Origin of the sequence: Gordonia soli NBRC 108243, assembly GCF_000334455.1 — a bacterium.
In the GTDB taxonomy this organism is placed as follows: domain Bacteria; phylum Actinomycetota; class Actinomycetes; order Mycobacteriales; family Mycobacteriaceae; genus Gordonia; species Gordonia soli.
This window is the reverse complement of record NZ_BANX01000019.1, coordinates 78221-95222: the sequence shown is the minus strand read 5'-3', so window position 1 is coordinate 95222 and position 17002 is coordinate 78221. Positions and strand designations below refer to the sequence as shown.

At 68.5% G+C, this 17002-nt stretch carries 17 protein-coding genes; 10 read left to right on the top strand and 7 right to left on the bottom strand.

From position 1 onward, the window contains the following. The first annotated feature begins 90 nt into the window (after positions 1-90). Positions 91-483 carry a DUF952 domain-containing protein gene (locus tag GS4_RS13595; RefSeq protein ID WP_007621437.1) on the top strand — a complete coding sequence of 131 codons (393 nt, stop codon included), beginning with the start codon at positions 91-93 and terminating at the stop codon, positions 481-483. Positions 484-583: 100 nt separating this feature from the next. Here the strand turns inward: GS4_RS13595 and GS4_RS13590 are convergent, their stop codons facing one another. Both GS4_RS13590 and ppgK read right to left on the bottom strand, forming a co-directional pair. Next, the gene (locus GS4_RS13590; protein ID WP_007621436.1) at positions 584-2023 is read right to left on the bottom strand and encodes an RNA polymerase sigma factor; all 1440 of its coding nucleotides are present in this window, start codon (positions 2021-2023) and stop codon (positions 584-586) included. Positions 2024-2241: 218 nt separating this feature from the next. Continuing rightward, entirely contained in the window at positions 2242-3075 is an 834-nt protein-coding gene (gene ppgK, locus GS4_RS13585) for a polyphosphate--glucose phosphotransferase (protein WP_007621435.1), read from the bottom strand. Between the two features lie 140 nt (positions 3076-3215). Between ppgK and GS4_RS13580 the strand changes: the two genes are divergently transcribed. After that, complete coding sequence (locus GS4_RS13580) at positions 3216-4130, top strand: inositol monophosphatase family protein (protein ID WP_007621434.1); 915 nt, start codon at positions 3216-3218, stop codon at positions 4128-4130. A 185-nt stretch (positions 4131-4315) separates the two neighbouring features. Here GS4_RS13580 and cei read toward each other — a convergent pair whose 3' ends face one another. Then, positions 4316-5032 (bottom strand): envelope integrity protein Cei, encoded by a 717-nt coding sequence (cei, locus tag GS4_RS13575; protein WP_007621432.1) that lies wholly within the window; start codon positions 5030-5032, stop codon positions 4316-4318. Positions 5033-5480: 448 nt separating this feature from the next. Between cei and GS4_RS13570 the strand changes: the two genes are divergently transcribed. Then, complete coding sequence (locus tag GS4_RS13570) at positions 5481-5780, top strand: DUF4193 domain-containing protein (RefSeq protein WP_007621430.1); 300 nt, start codon at positions 5481-5483, stop codon at positions 5778-5780. A 62-nt stretch (positions 5781-5842) separates the two neighbouring features. Here the strand turns inward: GS4_RS13570 and GS4_RS13565 are convergent, their stop codons facing one another. Then, the gene (locus tag GS4_RS13565; RefSeq protein ID WP_007621428.1) at positions 5843-6391 is read right to left on the bottom strand and encodes a DUF3093 domain-containing protein; all 549 of its coding nucleotides are present in this window, start codon (positions 6389-6391) and stop codon (positions 5843-5845) included. Between the two features lie 23 nt (positions 6392-6414). Between GS4_RS13565 and dut the strand changes: the two genes are divergently transcribed. Both dut and GS4_RS13555 read left to right on the top strand, forming a co-directional pair. Further along, positions 6415-6897, top strand: a complete 483-nt coding sequence (gene dut / locus GS4_RS13560) for a dUTP diphosphatase (RefSeq protein ID WP_007621426.1) — start codon at positions 6415-6417, stop codon at positions 6895-6897. A gap of 130 nt (positions 6898-7027) precedes the next feature. Further along, on the top strand, positions 7028-7825 hold the full coding sequence (locus tag GS4_RS13555) for a DUF3710 domain-containing protein (protein WP_007621424.1): 798 nt from the start codon (positions 7028-7030) through the stop codon (positions 7823-7825). A 40-nt stretch (positions 7826-7865) separates the two neighbouring features. Here the strand turns inward: GS4_RS13555 and GS4_RS13550 are convergent, their stop codons facing one another. Beyond that, complete coding sequence (locus tag GS4_RS13550; protein ID WP_007621422.1) at positions 7866-8588, bottom strand: hypothetical protein; 723 nt, start codon at positions 8586-8588, stop codon at positions 7866-7868. A gap of 120 nt (positions 8589-8708) precedes the next feature. Between GS4_RS13550 and GS4_RS13545 the strand changes: the two genes are divergently transcribed. Beyond that, the gene (locus GS4_RS13545) at positions 8709-9083 is read left to right on the top strand and encodes an OB-fold nucleic acid binding domain-containing protein (RefSeq protein ID WP_007621421.1); all 375 of its coding nucleotides are present in this window, start codon (positions 8709-8711) and stop codon (positions 9081-9083) included. Then, complete coding sequence (locus GS4_RS13540) at positions 9067-9756, top strand: DUF3159 domain-containing protein (RefSeq protein ID WP_007621419.1); 690 nt, start codon at positions 9067-9069, stop codon at positions 9754-9756. Before GS4_RS13545 ends, GS4_RS13540 begins: the two co-directional genes overlap by 17 nt. 70 nt (positions 9757-9826) lie before the next feature. Here GS4_RS13540 and GS4_RS13535 read toward each other — a convergent pair whose 3' ends face one another. After that, positions 9827-10486 carry a potassium channel family protein gene (locus GS4_RS13535; RefSeq protein WP_007621417.1) on the bottom strand — a complete coding sequence of 220 codons (660 nt, stop codon included), beginning with the start codon at positions 10484-10486 and terminating at the stop codon, positions 9827-9829. A gap of 12 nt (positions 10487-10498) precedes the next feature. Continuing rightward, complete coding sequence (locus GS4_RS13530) at positions 10499-11164, bottom strand: potassium channel family protein (RefSeq protein ID WP_007621412.1); 666 nt, start codon at positions 11162-11164, stop codon at positions 10499-10501. Positions 11165-11379: 215 nt separating this feature from the next. Between GS4_RS13530 and GS4_RS13525 the strand changes: the two genes are divergently transcribed. The 3 genes from GS4_RS13525 to dxs all read left to right on the top strand — a co-directional run bounded on the left by GS4_RS13525 (position 11380) and on the right by dxs (position 16971). Further along, the gene (locus tag GS4_RS13525; protein WP_174344016.1) at positions 11380-13404 is read left to right on the top strand and encodes an APC family permease; all 2025 of its coding nucleotides are present in this window, start codon (positions 11380-11382) and stop codon (positions 13402-13404) included. After that, positions 13401-14768, top strand: a complete 1368-nt coding sequence (locus GS4_RS13520; protein ID WP_007621408.1) for a class I SAM-dependent RNA methyltransferase — start codon at positions 13401-13403, stop codon at positions 14766-14768. The genes GS4_RS13525 and GS4_RS13520 overlap by 4 nt, the downstream gene beginning before the upstream one ends. Positions 14769-14946: 178 nt before the next feature. Further along, the gene (gene dxs / locus GS4_RS13515; protein WP_007621397.1) at positions 14947-16971 is read left to right on the top strand and encodes a 1-deoxy-D-xylulose-5-phosphate synthase; all 2025 of its coding nucleotides are present in this window, start codon (positions 14947-14949) and stop codon (positions 16969-16971) included. The last annotated feature ends 31 nt before the right edge of the window (positions 16972-17002 follow it).

Sequence of the window (17002 nt, the reverse complement as noted above, 5' to 3'; positions counted from 1 at the left end):
GAGAGCGCGTGGGAATCGCGCCGGGTGCAAAGGTTGACACCCCGTTCGCGGACATGGTTACCGTGACGCGTGAGCAGTGGAGAGTCCCCGGTGACGCCGCCGACCGCCGCCGACGTGTCCGACGATCAGCTCACGCGATCCCCGCTGGTGCACCTGATCGGCCGTGAGGAATGGGCGACGGCCCAGGAGAACGGCCGATGGGAACCGGGGTCACTTGCCGAGGTCGGGTTCGTCCACCTGTCTGCGCTGGAACAGGTGCATCTGCCTGCGAATGTCCTCTATGTCGGCCGCTCCGATCTGCTCGCCCTGGTGATCGACCCGAGCCGCGTCGCCGCGCCGATCAAGTGGGAACCCGGCGATCCCGACGACCCCGCATCGTTGCCCTTCCCGCACCTGTACGGTCCGCTGCCGGTGGACGCGGTCATCGATGTGCGGACCTATCCTCCGGGACCGGACGGAGCGTTCGCACCGCTGGAGCTCTGACGGACGCTCGGCTCGTGCACAGAACAGCACCCGAGAAGTAACAGGGCCCGCCACCCTGCACGGGTGACGGGCCTGGTGAACGTTCGTGCCGCCGGCGCGGTCAGTCGAGGTAGTCGCGAAGGACCTGCGACCGCGACGGGTGGCGAAGCTTGGACATCGTCTTCGACTCGATCTGCCGGATCCGCTCGCGCGTGACGCCGTAGACCTGGCCGATCTCGTCGAGGGTGCGCGGCTGACCATCGGTGAGGCCGAAGCGGAGTCGGACCACGCCGGCCTCACGTTCGGACAACGTGTCGAGCACCGACTGTAGTTGGTCCTGCAGGAGGGTGAAGCTCACCGCGTCGACCGCGACCACTGCTTCCGAGTCCTCGATGAAGTCGCCGAGCTGGCTGTCGCCCTCGTCGCCGATGGTCTGGTCCAGGGAGATCGGCTCACGCGCGTACTGCTGGATCTCCAGCACCTTCTCCGGCGTGATGTCCATCTCCTTTGCGAGCTCCTCCGGAGTCGGCTCACGGCCGAGGTCCTGGAGCAGCTCACGCTGGATGCGACCGAGCTTGTTGATGACCTCGACCATGTGCACCGGGATACGGATGGTGCGGGCCTGGTCGGCCATCGCGCGGGTGATCGCCTGACGAATCCACCAGGTGGCGTACGTCGAGAACTTGTAGCCCTTGGTGTAGTCGAACTTCTCGACCGCACGGATCAGACCGAGGTTGCCCTCCTGGATGAGGTCCAGGAATGCCATCCCGCGTCCGGTGTAGCGCTTCGCCAGCGAGACCACGAGTCGGAGGTTCGCCTCGAGCAGGTGGTTCTTGGCCCGGTTGCCGTCTCGGGAGATCCAGTTGAGGTCACGCTTCTGCGCGGTCGTGATCTTCTCGCCCGCGTCGACCATGCGGCGCAGACGCTCGGTCGCGAAGAGTCCGGCCTCGATGCGCTTGGCGAGTTCGACCTCCTCCTCGGCGTTGAGGAGGGCGACCTTGCCGATCTGCTTCAGATACGCGCGGACCGAGTCCGCGGAGGCCGTGAGTTCGGCGTCCTTGCGCGCCTGGCGCAGGGCCTCGGATTCTTCCTCGTCCCAGACGAAGTCACCGGACGCCTTGTCCGCGGCCGACGGTTCGTCGGTGGCCGCGGCTGCCGCCTTGCCCTTCGCAGGAGCGGACTTGGCGGCGGTCGCCGCAGGCGCGGTGCCCTCCTCGTCCGACTCGTCGTCGGAGTCGTCCGAGGCGTCGTCGTCATCGTCGACGTCCAGGTCGTCGTCGGTGATCTCGACGTCGTCGAGCTCGCCGTCGGGAGCGTCGATGTCGTCGATCGAGTCGGGCTCGTCGGATTCGACCTCGGCGCCTTCTCCGGCGGGCTTCGTCGCCTTCTTGGCGGCTTTCTTCGCCGGCGCTGCCTTCTTGGCTGCTGCCTTCTTCGCGGGGGCCTTACGTGCCGGGGCCTTCTTCGCCGCCTTCTTGGCGGTTCGTTTGGCGGGCGCGGTCTCCGTCGAGGTCACCGACTCGGCGTCGGCCTCCGCCTGGCGGGTCTTGGTGGCTGCCACGTAGAACCTTTCGAAACGAACTCACACGACGTCGCGACAGAGCAGGCTGTCGCGGGATCTGGGCTTGATTTCTCGGTGAAACACACCGGATGTCCACCATTGTAACGACACCGTCGTCGCGGATGTGACAAACACCTGCTCAGGCACGGTGCGGCGAACGATATACGAAGTCGCTGGAGACCCCTTGGTGAGGTACTGAGAAGTCAGGTATCGGGAAGTCAGGTGCGGAGACCGACGTCGACGGCCATCGCCGCGCCGACGATACCCGCGGTGTTGAGAAGCACCGCCGGGACCACCGGCACGGTGTTGGTCAGCAGTGGAATCCACTTGTCGGATTTGCGGCTGATCCCGCCGCCGGCGATGAACAGGCGTGGCCAGAACAACGCCTCATAGGTCTCGAGGACCTCGGAGACCTTCTCGGTCCATTTCTCGTACGACCATTCTTTGTCGTCTTTGACCTTCGACGAGGCGATGTGTTCGGCCTCCTTCTTGCCGACGATCAGATGACCGAGTTCGGTGTTGGGGACGAGGTTGCCGTTGTTGAGGATCGCGGAGCCGATGCCGGTGCCGAAGGTCAGCAGCATCACCACACCGTCGACGCCCTTGCCCGCTCCGTACCGGTCCTCGGCGAGCCCGGCGGCATCCGCGTCGTTGAGGACCGACACCGATGCCCCCGAGAGATGGCGACTGAACAATTCGTAGACGTCCGTACCGATCCATGCCTTGTCGATGTTGGCCGCGGTGCGCATCGTCCCCTCGGTGATCACGCCGGGCAGTGTGATGCCCACCGGACCGGCCCAACCGAAGTGGGCGACCACCTCTGCGACTCCCGCGGCGACCGCCTCGGGAGTGGCCGGGTGTGGGGTGAGCACCTTGAACCGTTCGCCGACGAGTGCGCCGGTGGCGAGATCGACTATCCCGCCCTTGATACCCGAGCCGCCGACGTCCACGCCGAAGGCGAGACCTCCTGTGGGGCCGCCGGACTCGGCTGGATCGCCGATGGGGGACACCGGGTCGGGGATGCGGGCATCGGAAACGGGTACGTCGGTCATCGAGGGCCTCCCTGGCGTCTGCGAACCGGCACGAAGATGACTCCAGGCTATCCATCGTCACACGTGTGCGCTCCGGTGTCGTGCATATCCGGCGGCTCCCGGATGGGCGGCGGTGCAGCGGATGTGTTGACATTGACGTCGTGGCGGACCGAACGGATGTGGGCGAGCTCGAGCAGGTGGCGATCGCCGTGGCCGAGGCGGCAGCCGAACACGTGCGCCGCCGGCGGCCCGAGTTGTTCGGCCCCCAGCCCGACGACGTCGTTCGTGCATCGGACGACGAGGCGGTGGTCGACGTGTCGGCATCGTCGCCGGACGCCTCGGACGCGGTCAGCGCGAAGTCGACGCCCACCGATCCGGTGACCCTGGCTGACACCGAGACCGAGCAGCTGGTGCGTGAGCGCCTGCGTGCGGCCCGGCCCGACGACGAGGTCCTCGGCGAGGAGGCCGGTGGCACCATCGACGTCCCGTCGGGGGTGCGGTGGGTCGTCGACCCGATCGACGGCACGGTCAACTTCATGTACGGAATCCCCGCGTACGCGGTGTCGGTCGCCGCGCAGATCGACGGTCGGTCGGTTGCCGGCGCAGTGGTGGATGTCGCCCGCGGCGTCACCTACTCCGCCTCGCTGGGCGGCGGTGCGTTCCAACACAGCGGCTCCCGACGGATCCGGTTGCAGTGCAATCGGCCCGACCAGGTCGGGATGGCCTTGGTGGCCACCGGGTTCGGCTACGACGAGGAGCGCCGTCGGGTTCAGGGCCGACTGGTCGCCGAGTTGTTGCCGCGCGTGCGTGATCTGCGACGGATCGGGGCCGCAGCGCTCGACCTGTGCATGGTGGCCTCCGGTGCGGTCGACGCCCATTTCGAGCACGGGCTGAGTCCGTGGGACTGGGCTGCGGGAGCGCTCATCGCAGCCGAGGCCGGTGCCCGCGTCCAGACCCCACCGCCGAACTCACGATCGTCGGACGGACACGCGACCATCGCGGTCGCCGAGTCCATCGCCGACGACTTCGTCGCGGTCCTCGACGAGATCGGGGCCCGCAGCGCGCTGTCCGGGTAGGTCGCTCGTGAGTGGGTCGACCTCGACCTCGGCTTCGACCTCGGTGTAGGGGCATCGCTCGGGCCGGAGTGCACATCGGGTCGGAGGGCACATCGCGTCGGCGTGCGTCGACGCGCGGGAGGTGCGAGTCGACCGCGGGCCTGGCGGGCGGCCGTGGCGGATGGTCGCACCGCCACCGCGACCCGTCAGCACTTGGCGGAGTGGACTGCCTTCACCAATGCCGGATCGACACCCGTCTGCGGGTTCTTGGGGTCGGCGGACCGAAGTGCCTCGAGAGCGGCCTGCGCGTCCTGGGACTGTTCTTTGCCTTCGTAGTACTCGCCGAGTGCGACGTCGACGGAGTTGCCGGCCCGCCCGTCGTCGACGAGTTGTGCGCAGGGGAGTGCCAGCCACACGGCGGCAGCGCTCGCCTTGCCCGCCGGGCCGAAGCGGATCTGTCCGACGCAGTTCAGATCCCGGTTGGCGTAGACCGTGTCGTCGCCGTACGGGTTGTCGGGCACCGGGTTGAAGCCCTGCGCGGTGAGATCGTCGGCGACCGACCGGGCGGCTCCGCGCGTGTTCGATGCGTTGAGCACACGTACCTGGAAGGTCGCCAGAGCCGCCGGAGCGGTCGACAGGACGTCGTCGTCGTTCACCGGGGTCAGCTTCGGCGCCGCCGCCGGGCTCGGTGCTGCCGGCGCCTGCGGACCGGTTTGCGCGGAGACGGTGGACGACGCCGGGGACGGTTCGTTGCACGCCGTGGGCACCGATTCCTCGTCCCCGGTGGTCAGCGCGACCACCCAGATGACCAGCCCCAGCACAGCGAGCACGACCACCGCGACGATCGCGGGGCGGTACCGCCTGCGCCGGTAGGGCCGACCTCGTTCATCGGTCGGATAACCCGCCGTGATCTGCGACACCACGTTCGACGTGCTCCTTCCGCGTGAATGTGCGCCCAACTGTAGAGGGTGGTCGCCAGCCCGGCGTGGAGGGTGTCCCGACGTGTCGTGGGGTGGGCGACGGGCGGTCACCGAAGTGCTCCGGTGCAACCGGCCGACGGCGGTCCCGACGATCGGCGAACGATGTCCGACCCGTCGGTTTCTGGTTATCTCGACATCGTGATTGACCGGCGTGCATCAGTGGACTAAGCTTCGGGCGCCCAGACCCCGAAGTCACCGGGGCTGGAATGGCTGATTGTGACGAACATCACAGCAGTCCTTAGGGTTCCCGGCAACGAATTGCACCAGTCACGACGTTGTAGTGACGCCGTCGGCAAGACAATCCCGGCGGCGGCGCGCGCCCGCACGCGTGACCGGCCACAAGCCGGTATCCGAGAGCGCCCCTCACACTCTCAACAAGAGAAGGCACACAATGGCAACTGATTACGACGCGCCACGGCGGACCGAGACCGAGGACATCAGCGAGGATTCACTCGAGGAGCTGAAGGCTCGTCGCAGTGAGGCTCAGGCGTCGGCGGTCGATGTCGACGAGAGCGACACCGCTGAGTCGTTCGAGCTCCCCGGCGCAGACCTGTCGGGTGAAGAACTGTCGGTCCGGGTGATCCCCAAGCAGGCCGATGAATTCACTTGCACCAGCTGTTTTCTCGTCTACCACCGCAGCCGGTTGGCGCGGGAGAACGGCAGCTCCAAGATCTGCGTGGACTGCGCATAGATCGCGAACGATGGGCCGAGGCCGCCGGTGTGGGCGCCTCGGCACGGTCGCCGCGGACCGCCTCAGTCCGCGTCGACGCCGCCGGCCGCCGCGTCCGGGATGTCCAGTGCGGCGAGCAGTTCGGCGGGACGACGGGTCGACACCAGCCAGTACGGCGTCGGATCGTCGGGATCGTCCAGTACCAGCAGCACCATCGTCTTGATCCAGGCGCGGTGCACCAGATAGGCGGCGGGGTCGAGTTGTCGACCGAGCGCCGCACTCTTCGCAGTGGCCGGGATGGTCGCTCCCCGCGCGATGACCGCGCGCGGGAGGACCGCCTTGTCGGCGTGCAGTTCTCCGTCTGCGCCGACCCGGATCCGCACGCGGCTCATCGACCAGAACAACAGCGTGATGAGCGCGGCCACCACCACGTAGCCGACGACACTCCAGACGGCGCGATGCGCGGACAGCTGGATCTCGTAGCCGACCACACCGGTCACCACTGCGCCTGCCGGCCACCACCACCAGGGCAGACCCAGTCGTTCGGTGAACCTGTCGGCCGCGCCGGGGCCGGTCGTCCGGTGGGACGACGAGGTGTCGTCCGGGCGGTCGGGGGAGTCGGGCTCGGTCACGCGCCCAGCGTAGTCTGCTGTGGATGGCCGCCGAATCCTCACCCATCCCAGCGATCCGGGTCCGCCGCATTGACCCCGAAGTCCCGCTGCCGACCCGCGCGCACGAGGGCGATGCCGGGGTGGACCTCGTCTCGACCATCGATCTCGAACTACCCCCCGGCCGCCGACAGGTGGTCGGGACCGGTATCGCGATCGCTCTCCCGATCGGCACGGTCGGACTCGTACATCCCCGCTCCGGCCTCGCGGCTCGCGCCGGCCTGTCCATCGTGAACACGCCCGGGACCATCGACGCCGGGTATCGGGGTGAGATCAAGGTCTGCCTGATCAACCATGATCCCGACGAGACCATCAGCATCAGCCGTGGTGACCGGATCGCCCAGCTGCTCGTGCAGCGCGTGGAGCTCCCGGATTTCGTCGAGGTGGACGAGCTCGACGAGACCTCCCGCGGCGCAGGTGGATACGGTTCCAGCGGCGGACACGCCATCCTCACCGGAGAGCAGGTGTGACCACCCGACACGGATGAGCCGACACGGCTCGAAGACTCGAGTGTTCGCGAGAACACGGTGGAGAATCGACACGGGGGCACGACGGCACCGTCACCGACGACGGTGGGACTAGAGGAACGAGAACGAGACGATGGCGCGAGACGACCGGGACGCCGACGAACTGAGGATCGGCCAGGCCCGTGGCCCCTACGACATCGAGGCGCTGGCCACCACCACCGACGAGATGGACAACTCTCACCTCGATCTGGGGTCGGTACTGGTGCCGGTGGTCGAGGGCGGTCAGGTGACCGTCGAGATGACCGTCGACCACCAGCCCGAGGCCGTGTACCTCGTGACGCCCGTCGGTCGGATCAGCGTGGCGGCCTACGCCGCACCGCGATCGCCCGGACAGTGGCGCGAGGTGGTCCGTGAACTCGCCGAGTCGCTGCGGGACGAAGGTGCGACGACGTCGATCGAGGACGGCCACTGGGGTCGCGAGATCGTCGCCGAGGTGCCCAACGGCACCCATCGCTTCATCGGTGTCGACGGTCCGCGGTGGATGGTGCGATGTGTCGCCAGCGGGCCGTCGGAGTCGGCGGGCGACCTGGCCCAGCTCGCCCGGGCGGTGCTCGCCGAATCGGTGGTCCGCCGCGGCACCGAGGCGCTCCCGCCCCGCGAGCCGTTGACCATCGAACTGCCACCGGTACTGGCCGAGCAGGTCGCCGCGGCGCAACAGCAGATGTTCAGTGAGCAGCAGCCGGTCGAGTCCGGCGGCGACCACGTCCCCGGCGGCGCCCGCGATCAGCTCGCGCAGGCGATCGTGGTCACCGACGAGTTGCCGGACGAAGCGGCCGCCGCCCCCCAGGTCGTCGAGGTCGACGAGGACGATCCTCTGCCGCCGTCTCCGGGCTCGGCGATGCAGCAGTTCCGGCGGCGCTCGGGCCGCTGACACCGGAGCCGGCCGAGCCGAATCGGATCACTCGACCGGATCACCGGACGAGATCACGCCATGCCGCGGCACACGAGTTGCCGAGCACCGCGGGGTCGCGTCCCCAGATCTCGAGGGTGATCTCCACCACTGCCGACGTCGGTGCGGCGGACGCCCAGTCGAGTGCCACCGTTCGCGGGTGGATGGGATCGTCGGCGGCGGTCACGATCGCCAGCGGACTACCCAGGGTCGCGATCTCGGCGAGCTCTGGGGCCGTGTGGTCGGCGGCGTCCTCGAGGTGTCCCACCAGGCCGGGATGCAGCGCGCGCCACGATCGGGTCAGCTCGTCGGCGAGCCAGGCCGGGCTCCCGGCGCGCATCGCTGCGATCGTCGTCTCGAGCCCGTCGGTGCGCAGATCCGCGGCGGTGGAGCGGGCCGCCGACGCCGCGACCGCCGTCTCGGGACGACCGGTCCACGCAGGTAACGCGGCGAACACCCCGGCGCACCGGTCCGCACCTGCGCGCAGTGCCCACCGCAGGGCGACGGCCGCTCCGATCGAGACTCCTCCGACGAGGATTCGTGCGTGCTCCGCGGCGTGATCGTCGATCTGGCTCAAATAGCTCGTGACCAGGTCGGATGACGGTTCGAGTGCTACCAGCGGCACCCCGAGCCGGGCGGCCGCCGGGCCGAACGCCCGCGTCACATAGTCGCCGTCGGAACCGGTCCCCGGCATCGCGATCAGAACGGTCGGACCCACCGCCCCGACGGGGTCGCTCGAAGGCATGTCATGATCATGCACCGACGTTGAAGGGGCGCGGTCATCGGTCTACGCTGGCGATCAGAAGCAGGGCCACAGCCTCGCCCCGACTTCCACGACGAGTGAGTCACCCTGGGAGGGTGTGGGATGGCGACAGCCAGTTATCTCAAGCGACTGACGCGCAGGCTCACCGAGGATCTCGGTGACGCCGACGCAGCGTCGATCGCTCAGGAGTCACGCGCAACGGGCGCGCAGCGCGCGTCGGAGTGTTGCCGCGGTGACGAGGTCACCATGCACGGTGAGCTCCGTGCAGTGGAGACGTGCTCCCGCAACGCCAAGGCCGGCGTCAAGGCCGAGTTCTTCGACGGCACCGACACCGTCTACTTGAAGTGGTTGGGTCGGAACCGCATCCCCGGTATCGAACCCGGTCGCAAGATGACTGTTCGTGGCCGTCTGGGCGAGCACGACGGCAACAAGGTCATCTACAACCCGTACTACGAGCTGTATGGCTCAGACGACTGACCAGCCGGGTCCGCTGGACCCGGAGGACAGCCACTCTGACGGACACGCAGAGGCAGACGAACATCTCCCGACGGTGCTGGAGCAGATGGGTGGAGTCTCCGGCCTGATCTACTCCACCGTGCCCGTGGTGGTGTTCGTCCCGGTGAACTCTCTCTGGGGACTCACCGCCGCGATCATCGCCGCCCTTGCCACCGCGGTGGTGATCCTCGTCGTCCGGCTGATCCGCCACGAGCCGGTGACGCCCGCCCTCGCCGGTCTGTTCGGCGTGGCCATCTGTGTCTTCATCGCCTACCGGACGGGTAGCGCCAAGGGCTACTTCTTGTTCGGTATCTGGACCACTCTGCTGTACGCCGGGGTGTTCGTGTTCTCCATCGTCATCCGATGGCCACTCATCGGCGTGGCCTGGAACCTGGTGAACGGTGCGGGCTCCGCATGGCGCCGCGATCGTCGGACGTTGATCGCCTACGACCTGGCCACCGCGTTCTGGGCCCTGGTGTTCGGCGCGCGATACATCACGCAGTCGCAGCTGTACGACCATGATCAGACCGGATGGTTGGCCTTCGCGCGCATCGCGATGGGCTGGCCGCTCACCGCGGTCGCCGTCCTCGCGACCGTGCTGCTGGTGCGCCGGGCCGCCCGGCGTTCGGAGATCGAGCCGACCGCCGCAGCCTGAGTTCCGGTCGTCACCACGCCGGAGGGCTGATCGCCGGAGACCCTGGCGCCTGACCGCGGCCCCTGACGGATCACGGGATGTTCATGGCCTCGTGGAGTGCGGGCTCGGCCTCGGCGGGTGCGATGAAGATCAATTCGTCGCCGCCCTCGATCGGATCGTCCGACTGGGGGACGATCACCCGGCCGCCGCGCAGGATCGTCACCAGCGCTGCGTCGCGCGGTAGGTCGAGCTTGCGCACGGGTTTCCCGGCGAGTGGGGTGTTCGCGGGGAGCGTGAGTTCGACGAGGTTCGCCTGGCCCTGCCGGAAGGTCATGAGGCGCACCAGGTCGCCGACCGACACCGCCTCCTCGACCAGCGACGCGAGGATCCGGGGTGTCGACACCGCGACATCGACTCCCCAGTCCTCACCGAAGAGCCACTCGTTGCGTGGGTCGTTGACACGGGCCACCACGCGGTTCACCGCGAACTCGGTCTTCGCGAGCAGGCTGACGACGAGGTTGGTCTTGTCGTCACCGGTGGCGGCGACCATCACGTCGAAGGTCTGCAGCTCGGCCTGCTCGAGGTTGGTCAGTTCGCAAGCGTCCGCCTGCACCCAGTTGGCGTCCGGCACGGCGTCGGCGTCGATGTGCGACAGGAGTTTCTCGAACAGCGTGACCTCGTGCGAGTTGGCCAGGAGTTCCCGCGCGATCGAGCGGCCGACGGCACCTGCGCCCGCGATGGCGACCTTCATGTCCCTGAGCTCCTAGTCCGATGCCAGCTGCGGTGACCGGGCCGCGGCCCTGGCGTCCTTGAGGTTGTCGAGCAGCACTGCCGCGAACACCAGATCGTCCTGCTGCAGCACGGTTTTGACGTCCGGCAGGATCGGGCGGCCGAGCCGGTTCAGGAAGGCGACGCGGGCGCCGGTCTGCTCCTGGAAGCGACCGACAGTCGTGCCGATCCATGATTCCTCGATGTCGAGTTGGGCGATCGCCAGCGAGCCCGACGGGTCCCGCCACTCGGTGGTGGTCGACGTCTCACCGAGGGCCGAGACGAACCGTTCGGTGGTCCACGGGACGGTGGCCACGGTCGGGATGCCGAGGCGTTCGTACACCTCGGCACGCTTGGCGTCGTAGATACGCGCGACGACCCGGTCGACACCGAAGGTCTCGCGGGCGACCCGCGCCGAGATGATGTTGGAGTTGTCGCCGGAGGACACCGCGGCGAAGGCGTCGGCCGACTCGATGCCCGCCTCGACGAGGACATCCCGGTCGAATCCGACGCCGGTGACGGTGCGTCCGGCAAAGGCGGCGGAGAGGCGGGCGAACGCAGAGGGGTCGCGGTCGATGATCGCGACATCGTGACCGCGCTTCTGCATGGCCATCGCCAGTGCCGATCCGACCCGCCCGCAGCCCATGATGACTACCTGCACATCGTTCCTTTCGTGCTGGTGGAACCCGCCTGCCCGGCCCGCTCCGACGGCAGGCCGTCGCGGGTGATCGGGGCCGGTGTCGGTGGGTCGCGACTCGAACCTACCCGGCGGTCGTCGTCGGCGCGGACGGGACCGGGACAAGTCACCAGGACGGGACCGGGACAAGTCACACGGGTGGATGGCCCCGTGCGCGGCGCAGGCCTTAGTGTTGCGTGGTGTCCACCGTGTCGAAGGTGTCCGTCGCGACCAAACGACTGCTCCTCGGGCGGCCGTTCCGGAGCGACCGACTGGGCCACACGCTGCTCCCCAAGCGCATCGCCCTCCCCGTCTTCGCCTCCGATGCGATGTCGTCGGTCGCCTATGCCCCCCAAGAGATCTTCCTGGTCCTGTCGGTTGCCGGCATCACTGCACTGGCGTACACGCCCTGGGTCGCCGCTGCGGTCGCCGTGGTCATGGTTGTGGTGGTTGCCAGCTACCGGCAGAACGTCCATGCGTACCCCTCCGGCGGCGGCGACTACGAGGTCGCGACCGTCAACCTGGGTGCCAACGCGGGTCTGACGGTCGGCAGTGCACTGCTCGTCGACTACGTGCTCACCGTCGCGGTGTCCATCTCCTCGGCCGCGGAGAACATCGGGTCGGCGATACCGTTCGTGGAGCAGCACAAGGTGTGGTTCTGCGTCGCGGCGATCCTGCTGCTGGCCGCGGTGAACCTGCGCGGCATCAAGGAGTCGGGCTCGGTGCTCGCGATCCCGACCTATGCGTTCATCGTCGGCGTGCTGGTGATGCTGCTGTGGGGATTCACCGAGATCTTCGTGCTGGGCGATGAGATCCGCTCCGAGACCGCCGACTTCGAGATCAAGGCGGAGAACTCGCATCTGGTGGGCATCGCCTTCGTCTTCCTCATCGCCCGCGCCTTCTCGTCCGGCTGTGCGGCGCTGACCGGTGTCGAGGCCATCAGCAACGGTGTGCCGGCCTTCCAGAAGCCCAAGTCGCGCAACGCCGCCACCACGCTGTTGCTCCTCGGTGCCTTCTCCATCACGCTGCTCGTCGGGATCGTGCTGCTGGCCGAGAAGATCGGCGCGAAGTACGTGATGGACCCGGCGCAGGACCTGATCGGCGCACCCGAGGGCTATCAGCAGAAGGCGATGATCGCGCAGCTCGCGCACGCGGTGTTCGCCGACTTCACGCCAGCCTTCTACTTCGTGGCCACCGCCACCGCCCTCATCCTGATGTTGGCCGCGAACACCGCGTTCAACGGCTTCCCGGTGCTGGGTTCGGTGCTCGCACAGGATCGTTACCTCCCCCGACAACTGCACACGCGAGGTGACCGGCTCGCGTTCAGCAACGGCATCCTGTTCCTCGCCGCGGCGGCGATCGTCTTCGTCGTCGCCTTCGGCGCCCAGGTGACCGCCCTCATCCAGCTCTACATCGTCGGTGTGTTCGTCTCGTTCACGCTGAGTCAGACGGGCATGGTCCGCCACTGGACCCGACTCCTGCGCACCGAGACGGACCCGCGCGCGCGGCGGCGGATGATGCAGTCGCGGGTGATCAACACCGTCGGCCTGATCATGACGGCGACGGTCCTCATCGTCGTGCTCATCACCAAGTTCACCGCGGGCGCGTGGATCGCGATCCTGGCGATGGTGACGATCTTCGTCCTCATGAAGGCGATCCACCACCACTACGCGTCGGTGCAACGCGAACTAGAGCAGCAGGAGGCGGAGGAGGGCGCGGAGTCGGTGCTGCCCAGTCGCACCCATTCGATCGTGCTCGTGTCGACGCTGCATCTCGCGACCAAACGAGCCCTGCTGTACGCGCGGGCCACACGTCCGGACACGCTCGAGGCGATCACGGTCAACGTCGACGACCGGGACACCCGGATCCTGGTCTCGCAGTGGGAGGCCAGCGACATCACCGTGCCGCTCAAGGTGATCGCCTCGCCGTACCGCGAGATCACCCGGCCGGTCATCGAGTACGTCCGCCGGGTGCGCCGCGAATCGCCGCGTGACGTCATCACGGTGTTCATCCCCGAGTACGTCGTCGGGCACTGGTGGGAGCAGATCCTGCACAACCAGTCGGCGCTACGACTCAAGGGCAGGTTGCTGTTCGAGCCCGGTGTGATGGTGACCTCGGTGCCCTGGCAGCTGACCTCCTCCGACCGACGCAAGAACCGCGACCTCATCTACTCCGCCCCCGGCGACACCCGCCGGGCCCTGGGCGGCGACCGTGAACAACGATGAGCAAAGCGACATCTGGCGCGGCCGAAGAGTTCGAGCTCGTCGTCGACAGGCCTGCCAACGGCGGTGAGGCCATCGGACGTGTCGACGACCGGGTGGTGTTCGTCCGCGGCGCCGTGCCCGGTGAACGGGTCCGGGTGCGTGTCACCGACGATCGGCACACCGCGTATCGGCGCGCGGAGGTCGTCGACGTGCTCGACCCGTCGCCGCATCGCCGACCGTACGCATGTCCGGCTGCCGCTCACGGTGGCGGATGCTGCGACCTGTCGTTCATCGATGTCGGCCACCTGCGCGACTTGCAGACCCAGGTCCTCCTCGACGTCCTCACCCGTATCGGTGGTCTCGACCCGAGCCTCCCGGCGGTCGACGGCTTCGCCGATGTCGGTGTGGAGGCGTTGTCGGCCACGGCGACCGGTTGGCGGGTTCGTACCCGGCTGGGCGTCGGCGCCGACGGTCGGGCCGGTGTGCGGACGTTCCGCGGCGCGACGGTGTTGGCCGATCATCCGTGCGTACAGCCCGAACCGGGTATGACGGTCGGCCTGGACGCGCACCGGCTCACCCCGGGCGCCGACCTCGTGGTGGTCGCCGATGCCGACGGTGCCCGGCACCTGACCGAGGTCGCACCCCCGCCGGCCGGTCGGCGACGTCGCGCGGCGGGGCAGCGTGGACGGGCGCAGAGCGACCGTAGGCAGCGGTCGACTCGCCGGAGTACCCGTGTCGTGGAGGGCTCGGACACCGCCGTCCATCGCGTCGGTACCCGCGAATGGCGGATTCCGGTCACCGGGTTCTGGCAGGCGCACCGACAGGCGCCGAGCGTCTACTCGCAGGCTGTGGTCGATCTCGTCGCGGAAGCCGGCGCAACCGGTCGCCGGCGGGTCGTGTGGGATCTGTACGGCGGTGCCGGGGTCTTCGCCGCAGCGCTGCTCGACCGCGAACCGGGCGGGGGAGGCCCTCCTGGACCCGTCCGCGACGTGGACCCCGATAGCCCCGTCCACGACGTGGACACAGACACCACCGTCCACGTTGTGGACACCGACACCGAGGCGCTCGCTGCGGCGACCGCGGCCTTCGACGGTGACGATCGCGTGCGCGTCCGCGCCGGTGGAGTCGCGCAGACCGTCTCGACGCTCCCGCGTCCCGACGTGGTCGTGCTCGACCCGCCGCGCAGCGGTGCCGGCGCCGACGTGGTGGATGCGATCGCCGCCGCCGGGCCCTCGACGGTCGTGCATGTGGGATGCGACGCGGCACGCTTCGCGCGTGATCTTGCCCTCTTCGCCGGGCACGGATACCAGGTGCGCCGAATCCGTGGATTCGACGCATTTCCGCTGACCCACCATGTCGAGGCGATCGCGCTCTTGGTCCGCTGACGGTCCCTGGGAGTCGGGGCCACACCGCCGTGGAGTCGCCGACGCTCAGCGAACTCTGAACTCGTAGTCCGTAGACTGTGCGGACACGGGTCCTCGGGCTTTCCCCTCGCTCGCACCGGACCCCGCGACGTCGGGACAGCCACCCGATGGCCACCGCTCACGCATGATGGAGGATTCGATGGGTGTGCTGGATCGGATCGACTCACCGGACGATCTGCAGTCGCTGTCCGCGACCGACCTGACCGATCTCGCCTCCGAGATCCGGGACTTCCTCATCGAGAAGGTGTCGGCGACCGGCGGACACCTCGGACCCAATCTGGGTGTCGTCGAACTGACCATCGCCCTGCACCGCGTCTTCGACTCACCGGCCGACCCGGTCATCTTCGACACCGGTCACCAGAGCTACGTCCACAAGATCCTCACCGGTCGTCGCGACGGTTTCGACGGTCTCCGCCAGCGCGGCGGGCTGACCGGCTACCAGGAGCGGGCCGAGAGCGATCATGACTGGGTCGAGTCCTCCCATGCCTCTGCGGCCCTCTCGTACGCCGACGGACTGTCGAAGGCGTTCGAGTTGCGCTCCGAGGCCGACCGCACCGTGGTTGCGGTCGTCGGCGACGGTGCACTGACCGGTGGGATGTGTTGGGAGGCACTGAACAACATCGCCGGTGGCGATCGACCCGTGGTGATCGTCGTCAACGACAACGGGCGCTCCTACGCCCCCACCATCGGCGGGTTCGCCAGCCATCTGTCGGGTCTCCGGCTGCAGCCGGGGTACGAGCGACTCCTCGACGGGGGTCGGCGCGCGGTCCAGCAGGTTCCCGTCGTCGGAACACCCGCCTACGCGGTGCTGCACGGTGTGAAGAGTGGGCTGAAGGATCTGCTGGCGCCGCAGGCCATGTTCACCGACCTCGGACTCAAGTACGTCGGCCCCGTCGACGGTCACGACATCGGCGCCCTGGAGTCGGCGTTCCGGCAGGCGCGCTCCTTCGGCGGTCCGGTGATCGTCCACACCCTGACCCGCAAAGGGATGGGCTACCCGCCCGCGGAGAATCACGAAGAAGACCAGATGCACTCGACCGGGGTGATCGATCCCCGGACCGGTCGCGCGACGAGCGTCGCGCCGCAGGACTGGACGTCGGTGTTCTCGGCTGCGCTGGTCGAGGCAGGGGAGAACCGCTCGGACGTCGTCGCCATCACCGCCGCGATGCCCGGCCCCACCGGCGTCGCGCCCTTCGGGAAGCGGTTCCCGGATCGGATGTTCGACGTCGGCATCGCCGAGCAGCATGCGATGACCTCAGCCGCAGGCCTGGCATTGGGCGGTATGCACCCGGTCGTCGCCATCTACTCGACCTTCCTCAACCGTGCCTTCGACCAGTTGCTCATGGACGTGGCGCTGTTGAAGCTGCCGGTCACGCTGGTGCTCGACCGGGCGGGGATCACCGGCCCAGACGGACCGAGCCACCATGGCATGTGGGACCTGTCGCTGATGGCGATGGTCCCCGGTCTGCGTGTGGCCGCCCCCCGCGACGCCGTGCGTCTGCGTGAGGAGTTCGACGAGGCCTTGGCCGTCGACGACGGCCCGACGGCACTCCGGTTCTCCAAGGGTGCTGTCCCCGAAGACATCCGCGCGGTCGAACGCCTCGACGACGGCGTCGACGTGCTGCATCGGGCGGCGCGCGGGCTCGGTCCCGCCACCGGAGATGTCCTGATCGTCGCGGTGGGCGCCTTCTGTGCCCTCGCGGTCGACACCGCCGAGCGTCTCGGCAGCCAGGGCATCGACGCGACCGTCGTGGATCCCCGTTGGGTCCTGCCGGTCCCGGTCTCGATCGCGGAACTGGCGGCACGCCACCGACTCGTCGTCGTCCTCGAGGACGCCGGGGTGAGCGGCGGCGTCGGGTCCGCGGTGAGTGCGGCACTCTCCGAATCCGAGGTCACCGCCCCGGTGCACCAGCGCGGCATCCCCCAGGCGTTCATCGAGCACGCGTCGCGCGGCGAGTTGCTGGGCGAACTCGGCCTCACCGCACAGGATCTCGCGCGTTCGATCACGGCGACCGTGTCCGGGATGCAATCGTCCGCCGAACTCGCGGGCGACGGCCTGGGTGCCGACGTCGCGGGGCGGGTGCCGGCGACCGCGCGTGGTGGCGCCCGAGACGGCGACTCGTCTGTCGGCGAGTCCGAGGACGGTCCCGACCGCGAGCGGTGACCTCGGTCCTCCGGCGTCGCGGTCGACGACC

Excerpts from the sequence above, each read along its gene's own strand:
- GS4_RS13545 (WP_007621421.1), top strand. The coding sequence starts at position 8,709 with ATGGCGACAGCCAGTTATCTCAAGCGACTGACGCGCAGGCTCACCGAG.
- GS4_RS13540 (WP_007621419.1), top strand. The coding sequence starts at position 9,067 with ATGGCTCAGACGACTGACCAGCCGGGTCCGCTGGACCCGGAGGACAGC.
- GS4_RS13570 (WP_007621430.1), top strand. The coding sequence starts at position 5,481 with ATGGCAACTGATTACGACGCGCCACGGCGGACCGAGACCGAGGACATC.
- GS4_RS13550 (WP_007621422.1), bottom strand. The coding sequence starts at position 8,588 with ATGCCTTCGAGCGACCCCGTCGGGGCGGTGGGTCCGACCGTTCTGATC.
- GS4_RS13555 (WP_007621424.1), top strand. The coding sequence starts at position 7,028 with ATGGCGCGAGACGACCGGGACGCCGACGAACTGAGGATCGGCCAGGCC.
- GS4_RS13520 (WP_007621408.1), top strand. The coding sequence starts at position 13,401 with ATGAGCAAAGCGACATCTGGCGCGGCCGAAGAGTTCGAGCTCGTCGTC.
- ppgK (WP_007621435.1), bottom strand. The coding sequence starts at position 3,075 with ATGACCGACGTACCCGTTTCCGATGCCCGCATCCCCGACCCGGTGTCC.
- dut (WP_007621426.1), top strand. The coding sequence starts at position 6,415 with ATGGCCGCCGAATCCTCACCCATCCCAGCGATCCGGGTCCGCCGCATT.
- GS4_RS13535 (WP_007621417.1), bottom strand. The coding sequence starts at position 10,486 with ATGAAGGTCGCCATCGCGGGCGCAGGTGCCGTCGGCCGCTCGATCGCG.
- dxs (WP_007621397.1), top strand. The coding sequence starts at position 14,947 with ATGGGTGTGCTGGATCGGATCGACTCACCGGACGATCTGCAGTCGCTG.